Here is a 15,219-nt window from a genome sequence, read left to right as displayed (position 1 = left end):
GCCAGTGCTGATTTATACTGCTTTTTATAATTTCTTATATATCTTTTTTTAAATTTGTTATAAAATATCAGTATATTGCAAAGATTAGATATAGATCCAGGAGGTCTTGTATATGCATCAAGATGTAAAAGAAATTTTGTTTACCCAAGAGCAATTAGCTTCACGTGTTGCTGAATTAGGGGTTGAAATTAGTAAAGATTATGCAGGAGAGTCTGTCGTTTTAGTAGGTGTATTGAAAGGGGCTGTTGTGTTTTTCACAGACTTAGCACGTGCCATCGATAATACCGTAGATGTTTCCTTTGATTTTATTTCTTGTTCTAGTTATGGAGAGGGTACAACAAGTACGGGTGTAGTTCGTATTTTAAAAGATTTGGATCGTTCCGTAGAAGGTAAACATGTACTGGTTGTAGAGGATATTGTAGATACAGGCACTACACTACACTATTTGTTAGACAATTTGCGGGCTCGTGGTGCTAAAAGTGTACGTTTAGTGGCATTATTAAATAAACCAGATCGCCGTAAAAAAGATGTAGATGTTGATTACATCGGATTTACTGTGCCGGACTACTTTGTTATTGGTTATGGTTTAGACTATGCTGAACAATATCGTCAATTGCCATATATAGGTATTTTAAAAGAATCCGTATACCAAGAAGAATAGTTTATTATCTTATATTTGGTATGGAACATGACTCCATATGGGGAAGAACAGAATGGTTGCTTTATTAGATGCGATGTTCATGCCACATATAGAGTGAAACTATAAGAGCATTTGTTTATTTCTTATGATATAATATAGGAATGCATATCACTATGCAGATTAGGTTGCATTCAAAATGAAAGGAGTAATCTTTTGAGTCGATTTAGTAAAAATATCGTCTTTTACTTACTTATCATTGCTGCCCTCGTTTTTGCGATAGATTCCTTAGCTGGCCAAAATTCGAATAAGGCCGATATGAGTTATACCGGTTTTATTCAACAGGTACAACAAAAAAAGGTTGAATCCGTAACGATTACCAATGATCATGGAATAAAAGGTAAATTAAAGAATGGCACAGATTTTGTGTCCTATGCACCAACAGATGATACATTAATCAAAACATTAACAGATAATGGCGTTGAAATTACAGCAGCTCCGCCAGAACAACCATCCTGGTGGATGAGCTTGTTAGGATCTGCTATTCCTATCATTATCCTTGTAGTTGTATTTTTCTTTATTATGCAACAAACACAAGGTGGCGGTGGCCGAGTGATGAACTTTGGTAAAAGCCGTGCAAAAATGATGGGTGACGGCAATGTAAAGGTTAAATTTAATGATGTTGCAGGTGCAGAAGAAGCAAAGCAAGAGCTTTCAGAAGTCGTAGAGTTCTTAAAGGATCCAGGTAAATTTACATCCATTGGCGCTACTATCCCAAAAGGGGTGCTCTTAGCAGGCCCTCCAGGTACAGGTAAAACATTACTTGCCAAAGCTGTAGCTGGTGAAGCGGGGGTTCCGTTTTTCACTATTTCCGGTTCCGATTTCGTAGAAATGTTCGTCGGTGTCGGTGCTTCTCGTGTACGTGACCTTTTCGGTCAAGCGAAAAAAAATGCACCATGTATTATTTTCATCGATGAAATTGATGCGGTTGGTCGTCAACGTGGTGCAGGTCTCGGTGGTGGTCACGATGAACGGGAACAAACATTGAATCAATTGCTCGTTGAGATGGATGGGTTCGGTGCAAACGAAGGTATTATTACCATCGCTGCAACTAATCGTCCAGATATCCTTGACCCTGCTTTATTGCGTCCAGGTCGTTTTGATCGTCAAGTCGTAGTAGGTAGACCGGATTTGAATGGCCGTGAAGCAATCCTCAAAGTGCATGCTCGCAATAAACCATTAGCAGATGATGTAGATTTAAAAATTATTGCTAAAAAGACACCTGGCTTTACTGGTGCTGATCTTAGTAACTTGTTAAATGAAGCAGCTTTATTAGCAGCACGTAATAATAATAAAGTGATTGCTATGGCTGATTTGGAAGAGGCTAGTGAAAAGGTGAGCATGGGCCCTGAGCGTCGCAGTCATATCGTAAGCGATAAAGACCGCAGATTAACAGCATACCATGAATCTGGACATGCTATTGTGGCACATTTATTACCTCATGCAGATCCAGTTCACAAAGTAACCATCATTCCTCGTGGTTATGCTGGAGGGTATACAATGATGTTGCCAACAGAGGAGCAAGATTATAAAACTAAATCTCAATTGCTTGCAGATATTCGAGTTGCTTTAGGTGGTCGTGTTGCAGAATCATTAGTATTAAATGAAATTAGTACAGGTGCTTCTGGCGATTTACAAAGTGTAACAAATACAGCTCGTGCTATGATTACACGTTGGGGTATGAGTGATACGTTGGGGCCAATCGTATTTGGTGAACAACAAGAACAAGTATTCCTTGGACGTAATCTTGGTCATGAACGAAATTACAGTGAAGAAATTGCTGGAAAAATTGACGAAGAAATGCATCGTATGGTAGATGAAGCATATCGTGATGTAGAAAAACTTTTAAGCGATAATATTGACTTTTTGCATAATATGGCAAAAGCTTTATTAGAAGAAGAAACAATCGATGCGAAAGCAGTAGCAAATCTTCATAAATACGGTACTACAAAGGCTCCTATTGAGTCTAATGACTTAAAGCTTGATACGGCACTAGAGTCTATTGAAGATATGACACAAACAGGTACAACAGAAGAAGTATCTAAATAAGGTACCATGTTTTTGGTGGTACTGCTCATATCGTAGGCTCAGTTAAATTAGCTCGGTCTAATTGTAGTATCCTTATATCAATAAAACAGGTGGTGAACCATTTATGGTTCACCACCTGTTTTATTGCCCATCCATTATATGGCGTGTAGACATCAATTGTTGAATGCGTAATTCTTTTTGTTGGTTTAAATATTTTTGTGCCACTACATTTGGTATAGCTACACCAATAGCAATACCAATAATACAAAGCACACCTGATATGCCGTTTTGCGCCATATAGAGGAGTCCTGACTCATCAAGACTATTGATATGGAGAATATCAAAGATGAATCGATATAATAATATTCCTGGCATTAGTGCAATGGCGGAGGGGACAACAAGAACAGGACCAGAGGTGCGTAGCCAAGTAGATAGCTTCACTAAAATAATACTCATCACTGCGGCACCTACAAAAGTAGCACCGGGAAGAGAAAAACCATAATGAACGATAAGTAGATTGCGGACGCTGACGCAGAGGACCCCGCCGATCCCAATATATGTGAGTAGTCTAGATGGGACATTAAAGAGAACAGCAAAGGAGGCGGCGGCCATAAATGATCCAATGATTTGTTCAATAGTAAACACATGAGGTTTAATATCTATGAAAGAAAAGGAGGGAACAGGGCTAAAATATAGTGCCATTGCCATACCTAATGTCATGCTTCCTACGATGAGCAATGTTCGGATAGCTCTTGTAATACCCGATAAAATATGATTATTGATAGTATCGATAACAGAGTTGATGAGAGGTACACCAGGTATCATAAATAGGGTACAACAGACGAGAACATATAATAAAGAGCCTAGCTCAATATGGAGATAAAATGCATAAGCGCTAAGCATAGCGGTAAAAGCACCTAAGGCGATACCCATATATTCATTAAAACCAAGTCTTTGTGAAACTGTACGGGTGAAATAGCCGCATAGAGAACAAATGATAGTTACTAGTAAGGCGATGATATCGCCGCTAAACAAATAGGCTAGTCCTGCAGACCCAAGAGCACAGGCAATACCTTTTAACCAATTGGGATAGACCTTAATTACATGCTGTAATTTACTGATTTGGGTCTCGTATGTAGTTAGAGAGTAATGCCGTTCAAAGGCTCGCCACGTTAATTTAGATACTGCATTAATCATAGCCATATTGGGGATGTGTATCGGTGTTTTTATGAATACTGTGATAGAGCATTCTTTGTGGTGGAAGTTGATCATAATGGTAGTGTAACTGATGTGAATATTTAAATATTCGTGGGGGATGCCCATAAATGTAGCGCTCTTTAACATTTCTGAGGTAATGCGGGTGGTATCAGCACCGCATTCCATTAACAATTTGCCGATTGTTAAGAGTACATCTAATTTCCTATGAATATGTATAAACGGATTCTCAAGGACTTCATTTTTTTCAGCCAATGTAAACTGTTTCATATAGACTCCTTAGCATAGTAGTATATATCTATTATACATTAATCTATTTAGATATGGCATTATATTTAGTAAAAGTATATATAATAAAGGATTTATCGATAATTATTTATAAATTTGATAAATAACTCTTGCTTTTTCAAGGGTCCACTTGTACAATCGAATTGTAAACGGTCAAGAAAAGGGGGCCTTACCATGCGTGATGAAGTATTAGAATTCTTGCGAGAGAATCAAGGTGGATTTGTATCCGGTCAAGACATGTCAGAAGCATGCCATGTATCACGTACCGCGATTTGGAAACATATAAAAGCACTACGTCAAAAGGGGTATAAAATTGAATCTTATACAAAACGAGGCTATCGATTATTGGAGGAGCCAGATTTGTTAAGTCCGTTGGCAATGAAACAAATTTTAAATACAGATGTATTTGGCAAACGATATGTATATATGGATACGACGGAATCCACAAATTTAGAAGCTCGTCGGTTAGCACAACAGGGTGCTGAAGAAGGTACCGTTGTCGTTTCAGAGGAACAAGCAGCTGGTCGTGGTCGTGTATCCCGTGGATGGCACTCTCCGTTTGGCAAAGGCCTTTGGTTTAGTTTGGTGTTACGCCCTGATTTTGTGCCTTCAGAAGCACCTAAGTGTACATTGATGGCTGCTGTAGCACTAACAAAAGCGTTTCATAAAATGGGTCTTACTAGTGCCGGTATTAAATGGCCTAATGATATTCTAGTAAATGGGCGTAAGATGGTAGGTATATTAACTGAAATGTCTGGATCCATGGAAGAAATTTCCTATATTATCATGGGCATTGGCGTTAATGTAAAAACAAAACAAGAAGAATTACCAGAAGAAATTAAACACATTGCTACATCATTACTGATGGAAGGTATCGATATCGAAAGAACGGAAGCGTTTAAAATTATCTTAGAGAATCTAGAATATCAATATTATGAAATATTAGATAAAGGATTTGATGAGACATTAGATGAGTGGCGCAAATTGAGTGTTACATTAGGTCAAGATATCGAAGTACGCGCCCCAGATAATATTTATGAGGGGATCGCAACGGATATTGATGAAGATGGTAATTTGTTAGTTAAAACTCTAAATGGAGATATTAAAAGAATCGTTGCCGGTGATGTATCTATACGACCGCGCAAATAGGAGGCATACATGTTATTAGTAATCGATGTGGGGAACACCAATATCGTTCTCGGCGTCTATGATAAAAAGGAATTAGTAGGGCATTGGCGTATTTCTACAGATCGAGTGCGTACCACTGATGAATATGGTATGTTGATGATGAACCTGTTCTTTCACGACCGCAAGGTGAATGCGAAGGATATTTCTGCTATCATCATATCTTCTGTAGTACCACCATTGATGCCAACATTAGAACGAGTATGTTTGCGTTATTTCAATGTAAATCCTATTATCGTTGGACCAGGTACAAAAACAGGGATTGCTATTAAATATGATAATCCTCGTGAAGTTGGTGCGGACCGTATCGTCAATGCTGTGGCTGCTTATGCAGCCTATAAAGGTCCTCTTATTATCATCGATTTTGGTACGGCTACTACTTATTGTGCGGTGATGGGAAATGGAGATTATATCGGTGGCGTTATTACACCGGGGGTGACAATTGCGGCGGAAGCGCTGTTTCAACGGGCAGCAAAACTACCTCGTATTGAGGTGAAAGACCCAGGTCAAGTTATCAATCGTAATACGGTATCATCTATGCAATCGGGGATGTTCTACGGCTATGTAGGTCAAGTGGAGGGGCTCGTATCTCGTATGAAAGCTGAAATGGGTGGTATGGCTACTGTAGTAGCTACTGGGGGATTGGCACAGCTTATCAGCACTGCTACAGATTGTATTGATCATGTAGAACCGATGCTCACATTGGAAGGGTTGCGCCTTATTTATGAACGCAATAAATAGTAACAATATTATGTACAAATAACAGGTACAGCATGGCTGTGCCTGTTTTGTTAGGTGAATATATGAAAGAACAGAATTGGTCTATTGGGTCTGTTGCTATCGATGGGAAGGTTATCCTTGCGCCTATGGCAGGAGTTAGCGATATTGCCTATCGGCTACTTGCTAAGGCTCATAAAGCATCTATGGTATGCACCGAAATGGTGAGTGCTATGGGCATTAAATATAAGAATGAACGCACCCATGAATTATTACGTATGGAGGCTGTAGAACATCCAGTATCTATGCAAATATTCGGATCTGATCCAAAAGCCATTGCACTGGCAGCTAAAGTAGTAGAAGATGCTGGGGCTGATATTGTAGATATTAATATGGGCTGCCCAGTGAAAAAGGTCGTTACCAGCGGTGATGGTTCGGCATTGATGAAAACACCGGAATTAGCTGCTCGTGTGGCGGAGGCTGCTGTAAAGGCCGTTAAGGTACCAGTAACTGTAAAAATGCGCATCGGTTGGGATTCTGAACACATCAATGTGGTAGAATTTGCCAAAATTATTGAAAGTACTGGTGTCGCTGCTGTAGCGGTACACGGCAGAACGAAGGAACAAATGTATTGTGGTCATGCGGATTGGTCTTATATCAAAGCCGTTAAAGAAGCTTTATCTATACCTGTTATTGGTAATGGTGATATTGTAGAACCAGAAGATGTAAAGCGGATGATAGATGAAACAGGGTGTGATGCGGTTATGATTGGCCGTGGTGCACAAGGTAACCCATGGATTTTTGAGCGGGCTCATCACTATTTAACCACCGGTGAATTATTACCTGCTCCAACGTATATTGAACGTCTTGATATGTTATTAAAACATTTTCGATTATTGTGTCATTACAAAGGTGATGCACTGGGGGTGAAAGAAATTCGTACCCATGCAGGGTGGTATATGAAAGGACTTCCGGAATCAGCATATTGGCGAAATCGAGTGAATACCATTCATACCCCTAAGAACTTTGAAAACGAGTTACAAGTCTATAGAAATATTCTATTAGAGATGGGCTTATAAGCGTATAATACATTGACTCATATGTGTGTATGTTATTAAATATGACCCTAGATATATTAGCTATAGTTTTGTGATTATTTTTATAGACTTACATAATTCACAATATGATATAATGCAATCAGGTTACTTATGTAATCTTTTATAATTTGTGAAAGTAGCATTATGTTCCCATAAGAAGGGAAGAGTCAAAATGGTAAAAGGATATATTACTGCCATCTCTATAAGTGAGAAAAAAGGGCAAAAAAAACATAATATAGAATCTGCTCAATTACGAGTAGACCATGGTATGGTTGGTGATGCCCATGCAGGCCAATGGCATCGCCAAATTAGTTTACTTGGTATTGCTAGCATCGATTATATGCGTAATCAAGGGGCCAACGTAAAACCAGGTAACTTTGCAGAAAATATTACGGTAGAAGGTATCGTACTTTACGAATTACCTGTAGGTACACAGTTGCAATTAGGTAATGAAGTATTATTAGAAGTGACACAAATCGGCAAGGAATGCCATCACGGATGTGAAATTATGAAGCAAGTTGGCTCATGCATTATGCCCACACAGGGGATATTTGCAAAGGTTCTTAAAGATGGTATTATTCAGGTCGGGGATGCAGTGTGCATTCTCAATGATTAGACCTAGTGAATATCTATAGGTATAGGTGAAATCTATTATTTCTATAATTGTATGATAAATGATGGTTTCGTATATATTGCAGTATATAACGAGGTGTAGTATGCAAGACTCATGGGGGCGCACTATAGAATATGTGCGGATTTCGCTGACGGAGGCTTGTAATTTTTGTTGTCCTTATTGTAGACCCACAGAAATTACACCATATAGTCAGGAACATTTATTAACTCCCGATGAGTGGATGACTATATTAGGCGCCTTTCATCGATTAGGAGTACGGGCTGTGCGGTTAACCGGCGGAGAGCCTTTATTATATCCGCACCTTAATGAATTGTTAGAACGTATTAGCGTATCAAACTGGTTTGAAGATATTTCTATTACCACTAATGGTAGTTACTTGGCGAGTCGAGCTAATGAACTGCATGCATTGGGTTTAGACCGCGTTAATATTAGTTTAGACTCCTTAGATGAAGCTGTATTTGATACATGCGTAGGGAAATCTAAGCAATTACCATCTGTATTAGCAGGTATTCGAAGTGCTATACAGACTGGATTTAAACAAGTTAAAATTAATACTGTTTTATCGCGTTATTGGACTGATGAAGAAGTCCGAGATGTGTTGAGTTATATTGAACAATGGCCTGTAGTGTGGCGATTTATTGAATATATGCCATTTCAAGGAAGTGCCTTTCATGGACCTAGTTTTGACGAATGGCTATCCCAATTAGAGCGTGTTTTAGGGGAGGCTCTGCAGCCTTTAAAAGATGTATATGGTTTTGGACCTGCCTCTTATTGGGCATTGCCTAGTGGCAAGGAAATAGGCCTTATATTCTCTATGTCTCATAATTACTGTGACTCTTGTAATCGATTACGTCTCACTGCAGATGGACATATGCGTGTATGCTTGTTAAGGGATGATGAATCTGATTTGATATATCTTGTTCGTAACGGCATAACTGTAGAGAACTTAGCAACGTATATCGAACATGTTGTACAAGGAAAACACAAGCAACATAAAGGTATTAATATGGATACTCCAGGACGACCTATGTGGCGTATTGGTGGATAATGGAGGTTGATTAGAGATTCTGCTATACTGAGGATAAAATATGCAGAATGTAAAGGTTAAGAAATGTTATAAATATACTTTACATTCTTTTTTATTAGGTCTATAATTAAGCCATGCATGGACCACTAGCTCAGCTGGCAGAGCACCTGACTCTTAATCAGGGTGTCCAGGGTTCGATCCCCTGGTGGTCCACCAAATCGTATATAAACAAACCATCTTCAACATTTTTGGAGGTGGTTTTTTCTTATTGGATGCTTTTATGTTATAATAAAGCAATACTAGATTCCATAGAATTTTTATTATATGAGGTTGCCCATGAATTATACAAGTACCCGTGGCACTGTTGCCGTAAATGAGACATATGCGTTATTACATGGTTTAGCAGAAGATGGTGGTTTATATGTACCCGCATTGTTCCCAAGCAATTGCTTGAGTTATAGCGATGTGAAAGATAAAAATTACCAAGAAATAGCAGCAGTAGTATTGGCCAAGTTATTCCCATGCTTTTCGGAAGCACATTTAAAGGAAATGATTAATAATGCTTATAGTGATGTGAATTTCAGTACTCGTGATATTGCACCACTGCACTCTTTGCTAGAAAAAGTATCCGTATTGGAATTGTTTCATGGGCGTACGCAAGCCTTTAAAGACATGGCATTATCTTTGTTTCCTTATTTACTAGTGGCGGCAAAAGAAGCAGAAGGGGAAACCAAAGAAGTTCTTATCTTAACCGCTACATCGGGTGACACAGGTAAAGCAGCATTAGAAGGTTTTAAAGACGTTTCAGGCACACATATTCAAATCTTTTATCCTACTGATGGCGTAAGTCCTATGCAGGCTGAACAAATGCAAAAACAAGAAGGTGATAATGTCAATGTTACTGCCATTCATGGTAATTTTGATGATGCGCAACAGTTTTTGAAGCGACTCTTTGTCGATGTGGACACAGCAAAATCAGTAGCCGAGAAAGGTGTTATGTTCTCTAGTGCTAATTCCATCAATATTGGTCGTTTAGCGCCACAAGTAGTGTATTATGTTAATGCTTATGCCGAACTGGTTGCTCAAGGTGCTATCCATGAGGATGAAGCTTTCAATGTAGTGGTACCAACCGGCAATTTTGGTAATATCCTTGCTGCTTATTATGCTAAAAAAATGGGTATTCCTATTGGTAAATTGATTTGTGCATCCAATCGAAATAATGTGCTTACCGAGTTTTTTGGACTTGAAATAATCAGACATAGTAAATTTTGCCTATACCGCCTCTTACATAATGAGTATTTGTGAGATGGCATGGTACAAAGCTGATTATACAATAGGTAAAATTCGCTAATATAGGTAAGTATAAAACGAGTAGTTAATCTTTTATGATTGGCTACTCGTTTTTTACATCTCGGTGTATATTGTATATTTATAGTAGAGTAGTATACAATATGAATATGATGGAACTTTGTAATTTATTTTACTAATGTGGTCGGTAGAATTTTGGCTTGTTACTTTTTATATTTTATATGTAATTGTCTAGTGAGATAGAGAAGGAATTATTATGAAGAAGAAACCTGTAGTTGTTGTAAATGGTCTTGTAAGAAAAGATGCGATGGCTTATTTGGCGGAGCATGTAGAGATAAGACAATGGACTGAGAAGACCGTTATGCCTCGTGAAATATTAAAAGAATGGTTAAAAGAAGCAGATGGTTTATGGTCCGTTAGACCTCTTACTGTAGATGGTGACCTCATAAAAGATGCACCTAATTTAAAAGTTATCGCTCAAGCTGCTGTAGGTTATGATAATGTGAAAATTGATGAATTAACGGCTGCCGGCATTCCGTATGGTAATACGCCAGGTGTGCTGAATGAAACTGTAGCAGAATTAGCTTTCACTATTATCGCTACTGCTAGTCGTCGCATTTTAGAAAATGTGACCTTTGTGAAATCTGGTCGTTGGGCTGAAAGACCGTCTAATATTAAAGGTTTTGACCTTAGTCGCCGTACCCTGGGAATTATCGGGATGGGGGCTATTGGCCTTGCTATTTCTCGGCGAGCCCGTGCCTTTGGTATGACCGTGGTATATCATAATCGTCATCCTCGCCAAGATGATGCCATCTATAGAACAACTTATATGGAATTAGATGAATTATTGGCTACTAGTGATGTTGTCTGCATTATGGCGCCATTAACAGATGAAACATATCATATGTGTGATGCAGAGTTTTTCAAAAAAATGAAGAGTACCGCATTATTTGTCAATGTTGGTCGCGGTCCTATTGTGGATACAGAGGCGCTTATTGAAGCGCTTAAAAACGGTGTCATTGATTATGCTGCCCTCGATGTAACAGATCCAGAGCCATTACCAGCAGATCATCCATTATTAAGCCTCGATAATTGTTTGATTGTTCCACATATTGGGTCCTATACAGATCGTACACGCTATGATATGTCTATTTTAACAGCGGATAATATCATTGCTGGTGTGCATAAACAGCCGCTTAAATGCTGTGTTAATGAAGAAGTTAACTATGAAAAAACTAAAATGGACATGGAAACAGCTTTAGCAGAATTAAAAGCTGCCGGTGTGAGTTTATCTGACTTTGAAGACTAATTAGCAATATGGTACAATAAAAGAATATTATTTCAGGAGGTTATCATGGCAGAACATATTGAAAATGCAGTTGCTTCAGAAGAAGTTGTATCCGTCAACTTTATTGAAGCTGAAATAAATAAAGATAATGAAGAAGGTGTATATGGCGGTCGTGTACACACTCGTTTCCCGCCGGAACCAAATGGTTACTTACATATCGGACATGCTAAATCAATCTGCTTAAATTTTGGATTAGGTAAAGAATATAATGGTTCTACGAATCTTCGTTTTGATGATACAAATCCAGAAAAAGAGGATGTAGAGTATGTGAATTCCATCATGGAAGATGTGAAATGGCTTGGCTTTGACTGGACTGGGGAGGTACGCTATGCATCGGACTATTTCGGTCAAATGTATGAGTATGCCCAAAAACTTATTTCCTTAGGTAAAGCCTATGTAGATGATCAAACGGCAGAGGAAATTCGCCAAACTCGGGGTGATTTTAATACTCCTGGTACTAATAGTCCTTATCGGGAACGTTCTATAGAAGAAAACTTAGCCCTCTTTGAAGATATGAAACAGGGTAAATTTAAAGATGGTGAAAAGGTGTTGCGTGCGAAAATCGATATGGCTGACCCTAATATTGTTATGCGCGATCCTGTGTTATATCGCATTGTAAATGCTGAACACCATCGTACAGGGGCTGAATGGAATATTTATCCTATGTATGATTTTGCGCATCCTATTGAAGATGCTATTGAGCGTATCACTCATTCTGTATGTACATTGGAATTTGAAGTGCATCGTCCATTGTATGATTGGGTATTGGTAGATTGGGACGATACTGAAATTCCTCGCCAAATTGAGTTCGCTCGCCTTAATGTAACGAAAATGGTTATGTCTAAACGTAAGTTGCGCGCGTTAGTAGAGGCGGGACTCGTATCTGGTTGGGATGACCCTCGTATGCCTACTATTTCTGGGTTGCGCCGCCGTGGCTATACTCCATCGGCGATTCGCGATTTCTGCAATCGTATTGGTGTAGCTAAGGCAGATAGCACTGTAGATATTGCTCTTTTAGAATTCTGTATTCGTGAGGATTTGAAATTAAAAGCACCACGTCCAATGGTGGTAGTAGATCCTGTAAAAGTTATCATTGATAATTATCCAGAAGGCCAAACGGAAATTGTTACGGTGGAAAACAACCCAGAAAATGAAGAGTTAGGTTCTCGTGAGGTTACATTCGGTCGTGAAATCTATATCGAACGTAGCGATTTTATGGAAGAGCCAGTGAAAAAATTCTTCCGTTTAGCACCTGGTAAAGAAGTGCGTCTTAAAGGGGCTTACTTTATTACGTGCCAATCTGTGATAAAAGATGAAAATGGCAATATTACTGAAATTCATTGTACCTATGATCCTGAAACGAAGAGCGGAAGTGGTTGTACTCGTAAGGTGAAAGGCACATTGCATTGGGTAGAAGCATCTACGGCTGTAGATATGGAAGTACGTCTATATGATTATCTACTTTGTGAAGAGTCAGATAATAAAGACTTTATAGCCGATTTCAATACAGAATCTTTGCAAATTATGCATAGTAAAGGGGAAGCTTCGTTGGCTACAACCGTAGCAGGTGATCATTTCCAATTCTTGCGTCAAGGCTATTTTGTAACCGATAAAGATAGCGAACCAGAACATATCGTAGTAAATCGTATCGTTGGTTTACGTGATAGCTGGGCAAAGCAACAAAATAAATAATGTATTGTTATACCGCCCCTTGGTGGGGCGGTATTTTTAGGAGAAACTATGAAATATATAATTCCTTTTGTTATGGCTAGTCTAATTGCTTGGTTAATTCCTGCTAGTGGTGAGGCTGCTAATATTAATGCTCGCAATACGGTTGCAAGATATAGCTCCTACGAAGGTACTAAGTTGCCCGACGGGGTTATAATGTATCCTAATGCACAACAAAAAGCATTGTTTGCGAATGAATCTAAAACTGATATCAAAACAGCATTATTAAATGCTGGAGCCCAATCTGCTAATGTATATACGATATTGATCAAAGACGAGAATGAAATGAACTACTCTATATTTACAGATTTGGTAGTAGGTCTATCTCATAATTTAGTAAATACAAAGCATGTGAGCAGAGATAATAGCCAAGTAGGTAATTTAATAACAACTATCAATAATGGACAAGCTACAGAACTTGGTAATTATCGTGTTGTTACACCTTTAACAAAACAAGGTAACACTTATGTAGGTGTATTAAAATATACTAACGCTATTAATAATAATTCTTATAATGAAATATTGCATATTTCTATTAGTGAAAGTAAATATGCTGGCCCTAATGTCCGTTTCATCGCTGTAGATGAGGATAGTGATGCAAAAGTATTCTCTAAAATTAGTTATCTATTAACCCAAAAGAATAAATAAATATTGAAAAAATGCACCGATTATCTTGACAATTTTTCTCATCAAGAGTACTATGTGGTTATAGGAATTACTCTCAATAAACTGTGAGAATGGTTTTTATGTAGATATGCAATAGGCAGGTAGGACTATGATGAATTCAATTGACTATATCATTGGATTTCATTGTGCACCGGCGATTCGAGGTATTAAAGTCTCGAATTTGGTTTCTATTCCACGGGACATGAATGAACAAATCCAATTCGTTTTGACTGAATATAATAAAGAATTCAATAAAAAGGGATTGTTCTTTTATGAACTATGTTGCTGTAAAAATCGTAGATTGCTGCTCGTTTTTAGACAACAGCAATTAGAAACTTATGTCCGACAGCCTGCGGTTATGACATTTTTAAAAGCACATGGCTATTCTGAGGCAATGAGTCTCATGGATATGCTCGAACATTTACGAACTCGTATGGAGTCTAGCCTTGATTTTCCCCATGAGATTGGTGTTTTTTTAGGCTATCCACTGACAGATGTAAAATATTTTATTTCTCGTCGCGGTGCTGGATACCAAATGTGTGGAGAGTGGAAGGTTTACGTTGATACAGTAAGTGCTAGACGCTCTTTTATGTGTTATAAAGCATGTCGTGAATACTGTCAAACTCAATTGATGTTGGGAAAAACTTTTAGTTCATTGGTCGCGAGAACGGCCTAGGAGGTATAAGATGATTGGTGTAATTTATTGGTCCGGTACAGGTAATACAGAACAAATGGCTCAAGCTGTAGCAGAAGGTATTCAATCAGCAGGTCAAGAAGTAGAAGTAAAAGCTGTTTCTGAAGTATCCGTTGACGATGCAGCAGCATACGAAAAATTAGCTCTTGGCTGTGCAGACATGGGTGCGGAACAATTAGAAGAAGGTGAATTCGAACCATTTTATACGGAACTTGAAGCTAAACTGAGTGGTAAAAAATTGGCGATTTTCGGTTCCTATGGCTGGGGTGGCACTTGGTTAGAAGATTGGGCTAGCCGCATTAAAGAGGCAGGTGGCGAACTCGTTGCTGATGGTGTTGCTATATTGGGCGAGCCTGATGATGATGGTAAAGCACAATGCCAAGAATTAGGTAAAACGCTAGCTAACGCTTAATCCTAACAAATCAATATCTATAATAAAGAGGTTATCAAACTTATGGTTTGGTGGCCTCTTTTGTATTGTAATAATGATAGATTTTGTACTTTGGGCTTCTGATATAGGCTTATAGGACAAAAAGTGTGTGTAAAAACCCTTGTAATACTAGTAAATATCTAGTGTTATAAGGGTT

General features: G+C 38.4%; 13 protein-coding genes, 1 tRNA gene and 1 pseudogene. 14 read left to right on the top strand and 1 reads right to left on the bottom strand.

Annotated features, from left to right (window positions below; translation table 11 throughout):
• Positions 1–112 precede the first annotated feature (112 nt).
• On the top strand, positions 113–661 hold the full coding sequence (gene hpt / locus EO120_RS08720) for a hypoxanthine phosphoribosyltransferase (RefSeq protein ID WP_127135085.1): 549 nt from the start codon (positions 113–115) through the stop codon (positions 659–661).
• Positions 662–853: 192 nt separating this feature from the next.
• The gene (gene ftsH / locus EO120_RS08715; RefSeq protein ID WP_127135084.1) at positions 854–2,746 is read left to right on the top strand and encodes an ATP-dependent zinc metalloprotease FtsH; all 1,893 of its coding nucleotides are present in this window, start codon (positions 854–856) and stop codon (positions 2,744–2,746) included.
• 120 nt (positions 2,747–2,866) lie between these two features.
• On the opposite strand, the gene EO120_RS08710 is transcribed toward ftsH, so the two are convergent.
• Positions 2,867–4,210, bottom strand: a complete 1,344-nt coding sequence (locus EO120_RS08710; RefSeq protein ID WP_127135083.1) for a threonine/serine exporter family protein — start codon at positions 4,208–4,210, stop codon at positions 2,867–2,869.
• Between the two features lie 192 nt (positions 4,211–4,402).
• Between EO120_RS08710 and EO120_RS08705 the strand changes: the two genes are divergently transcribed.
• From EO120_RS08705 to EO120_RS08650, 12 genes and pseudogenes are all read left to right on the top strand, one after another.
• A complete protein-coding gene (locus EO120_RS08705; RefSeq protein ID WP_127135082.1) occupies positions 4,403–5,377 on the top strand; it encodes a biotin--[acetyl-CoA-carboxylase] ligase in 975 nt (324 codons plus the stop codon).
• 9 nt (positions 5,378–5,386) lie between these two features.
• Complete coding sequence (locus tag EO120_RS08700; RefSeq protein WP_127135081.1) at positions 5,387–6,154, top strand: type III pantothenate kinase; 768 nt, start codon at positions 5,387–5,389, stop codon at positions 6,152–6,154.
• A 62-nt stretch (positions 6,155–6,216) separates the two neighbouring features.
• Complete coding sequence (dusB, locus tag EO120_RS08695) at positions 6,217–7,209, top strand: tRNA dihydrouridine synthase DusB (protein ID WP_127135080.1); 993 nt, start codon at positions 6,217–6,219, stop codon at positions 7,207–7,209.
• Positions 7,210–7,399: 190 nt separating this feature from the next.
• Positions 7,400–7,843: an MOSC domain-containing protein gene (locus EO120_RS08690; RefSeq protein WP_127135079.1), complete on the top strand. Its 444-nt coding sequence runs from the start codon at positions 7,400–7,402 to the stop codon at positions 7,841–7,843.
• A 100-nt stretch (positions 7,844–7,943) separates the two neighbouring features.
• Positions 7,944–8,909, top strand: coding sequence for a GTP 3',8-cyclase MoaA (gene moaA, locus EO120_RS08685; RefSeq protein WP_127135078.1), 966 nt, complete (start codon positions 7,944–7,946; stop codon positions 8,907–8,909).
• A gap of 119 nt (positions 8,910–9,028) precedes the next feature.
• A tRNA-Lys gene (locus EO120_RS08680) sits at positions 9,029–9,104 on the top strand.
• A 120-nt stretch (positions 9,105–9,224) separates the two neighbouring features.
• A pseudogene (locus EO120_RS08675) lies at positions 9,225–10,127 on the top strand (pyridoxal-phosphate dependent enzyme); the annotation flags it as partial.
• Between the two features lie 325 nt (positions 10,128–10,452).
• Positions 10,453–11,505, top strand: coding sequence for a 2-hydroxyacid dehydrogenase (locus tag EO120_RS08670; RefSeq protein WP_127135077.1), 1,053 nt, complete (start codon positions 10,453–10,455; stop codon positions 11,503–11,505).
• Positions 11,506–11,550: 45 nt separating this feature from the next.
• On the top strand, positions 11,551–13,236 hold the full coding sequence (locus EO120_RS08665; protein WP_127135076.1) for a glutamine--tRNA ligase/YqeY domain fusion protein: 1,686 nt from the start codon (positions 11,551–11,553) through the stop codon (positions 13,234–13,236).
• A 48-nt stretch (positions 13,237–13,284) separates the two neighbouring features.
• Positions 13,285–13,920 carry a hypothetical protein gene (locus EO120_RS08660; protein ID WP_127135075.1) on the top strand — a complete coding sequence of 212 codons (636 nt, stop codon included), beginning with the start codon at positions 13,285–13,287 and terminating at the stop codon, positions 13,918–13,920.
• Positions 13,921–14,047: 127 nt separating this feature from the next.
• Positions 14,048–14,614 (top strand): DUF3793 family protein, encoded by a 567-nt coding sequence (locus EO120_RS08655; RefSeq protein ID WP_127135074.1) that lies wholly within the window; start codon positions 14,048–14,050, stop codon positions 14,612–14,614.
• Positions 14,615–14,624: 10 nt separating this feature from the next.
• Entirely contained in the window at positions 14,625–15,044 is a 420-nt protein-coding gene (locus tag EO120_RS08650; RefSeq protein WP_127135073.1) for a flavodoxin, read from the top strand.
• Positions 15,045–15,219: the final 175 nt, after the last annotated feature.

The sequence above is a fragment of the Veillonella caviae genome (assembly GCF_003992125.1).
Classification (GTDB): domain Bacteria; phylum Bacillota; class Negativicutes; order Veillonellales; family Veillonellaceae; genus Veillonella; species Veillonella caviae.
The sequence above is the reverse complement of the archived record's forward strand: the minus strand, read 5'-3'. Positions and strand labels throughout refer to the sequence as shown.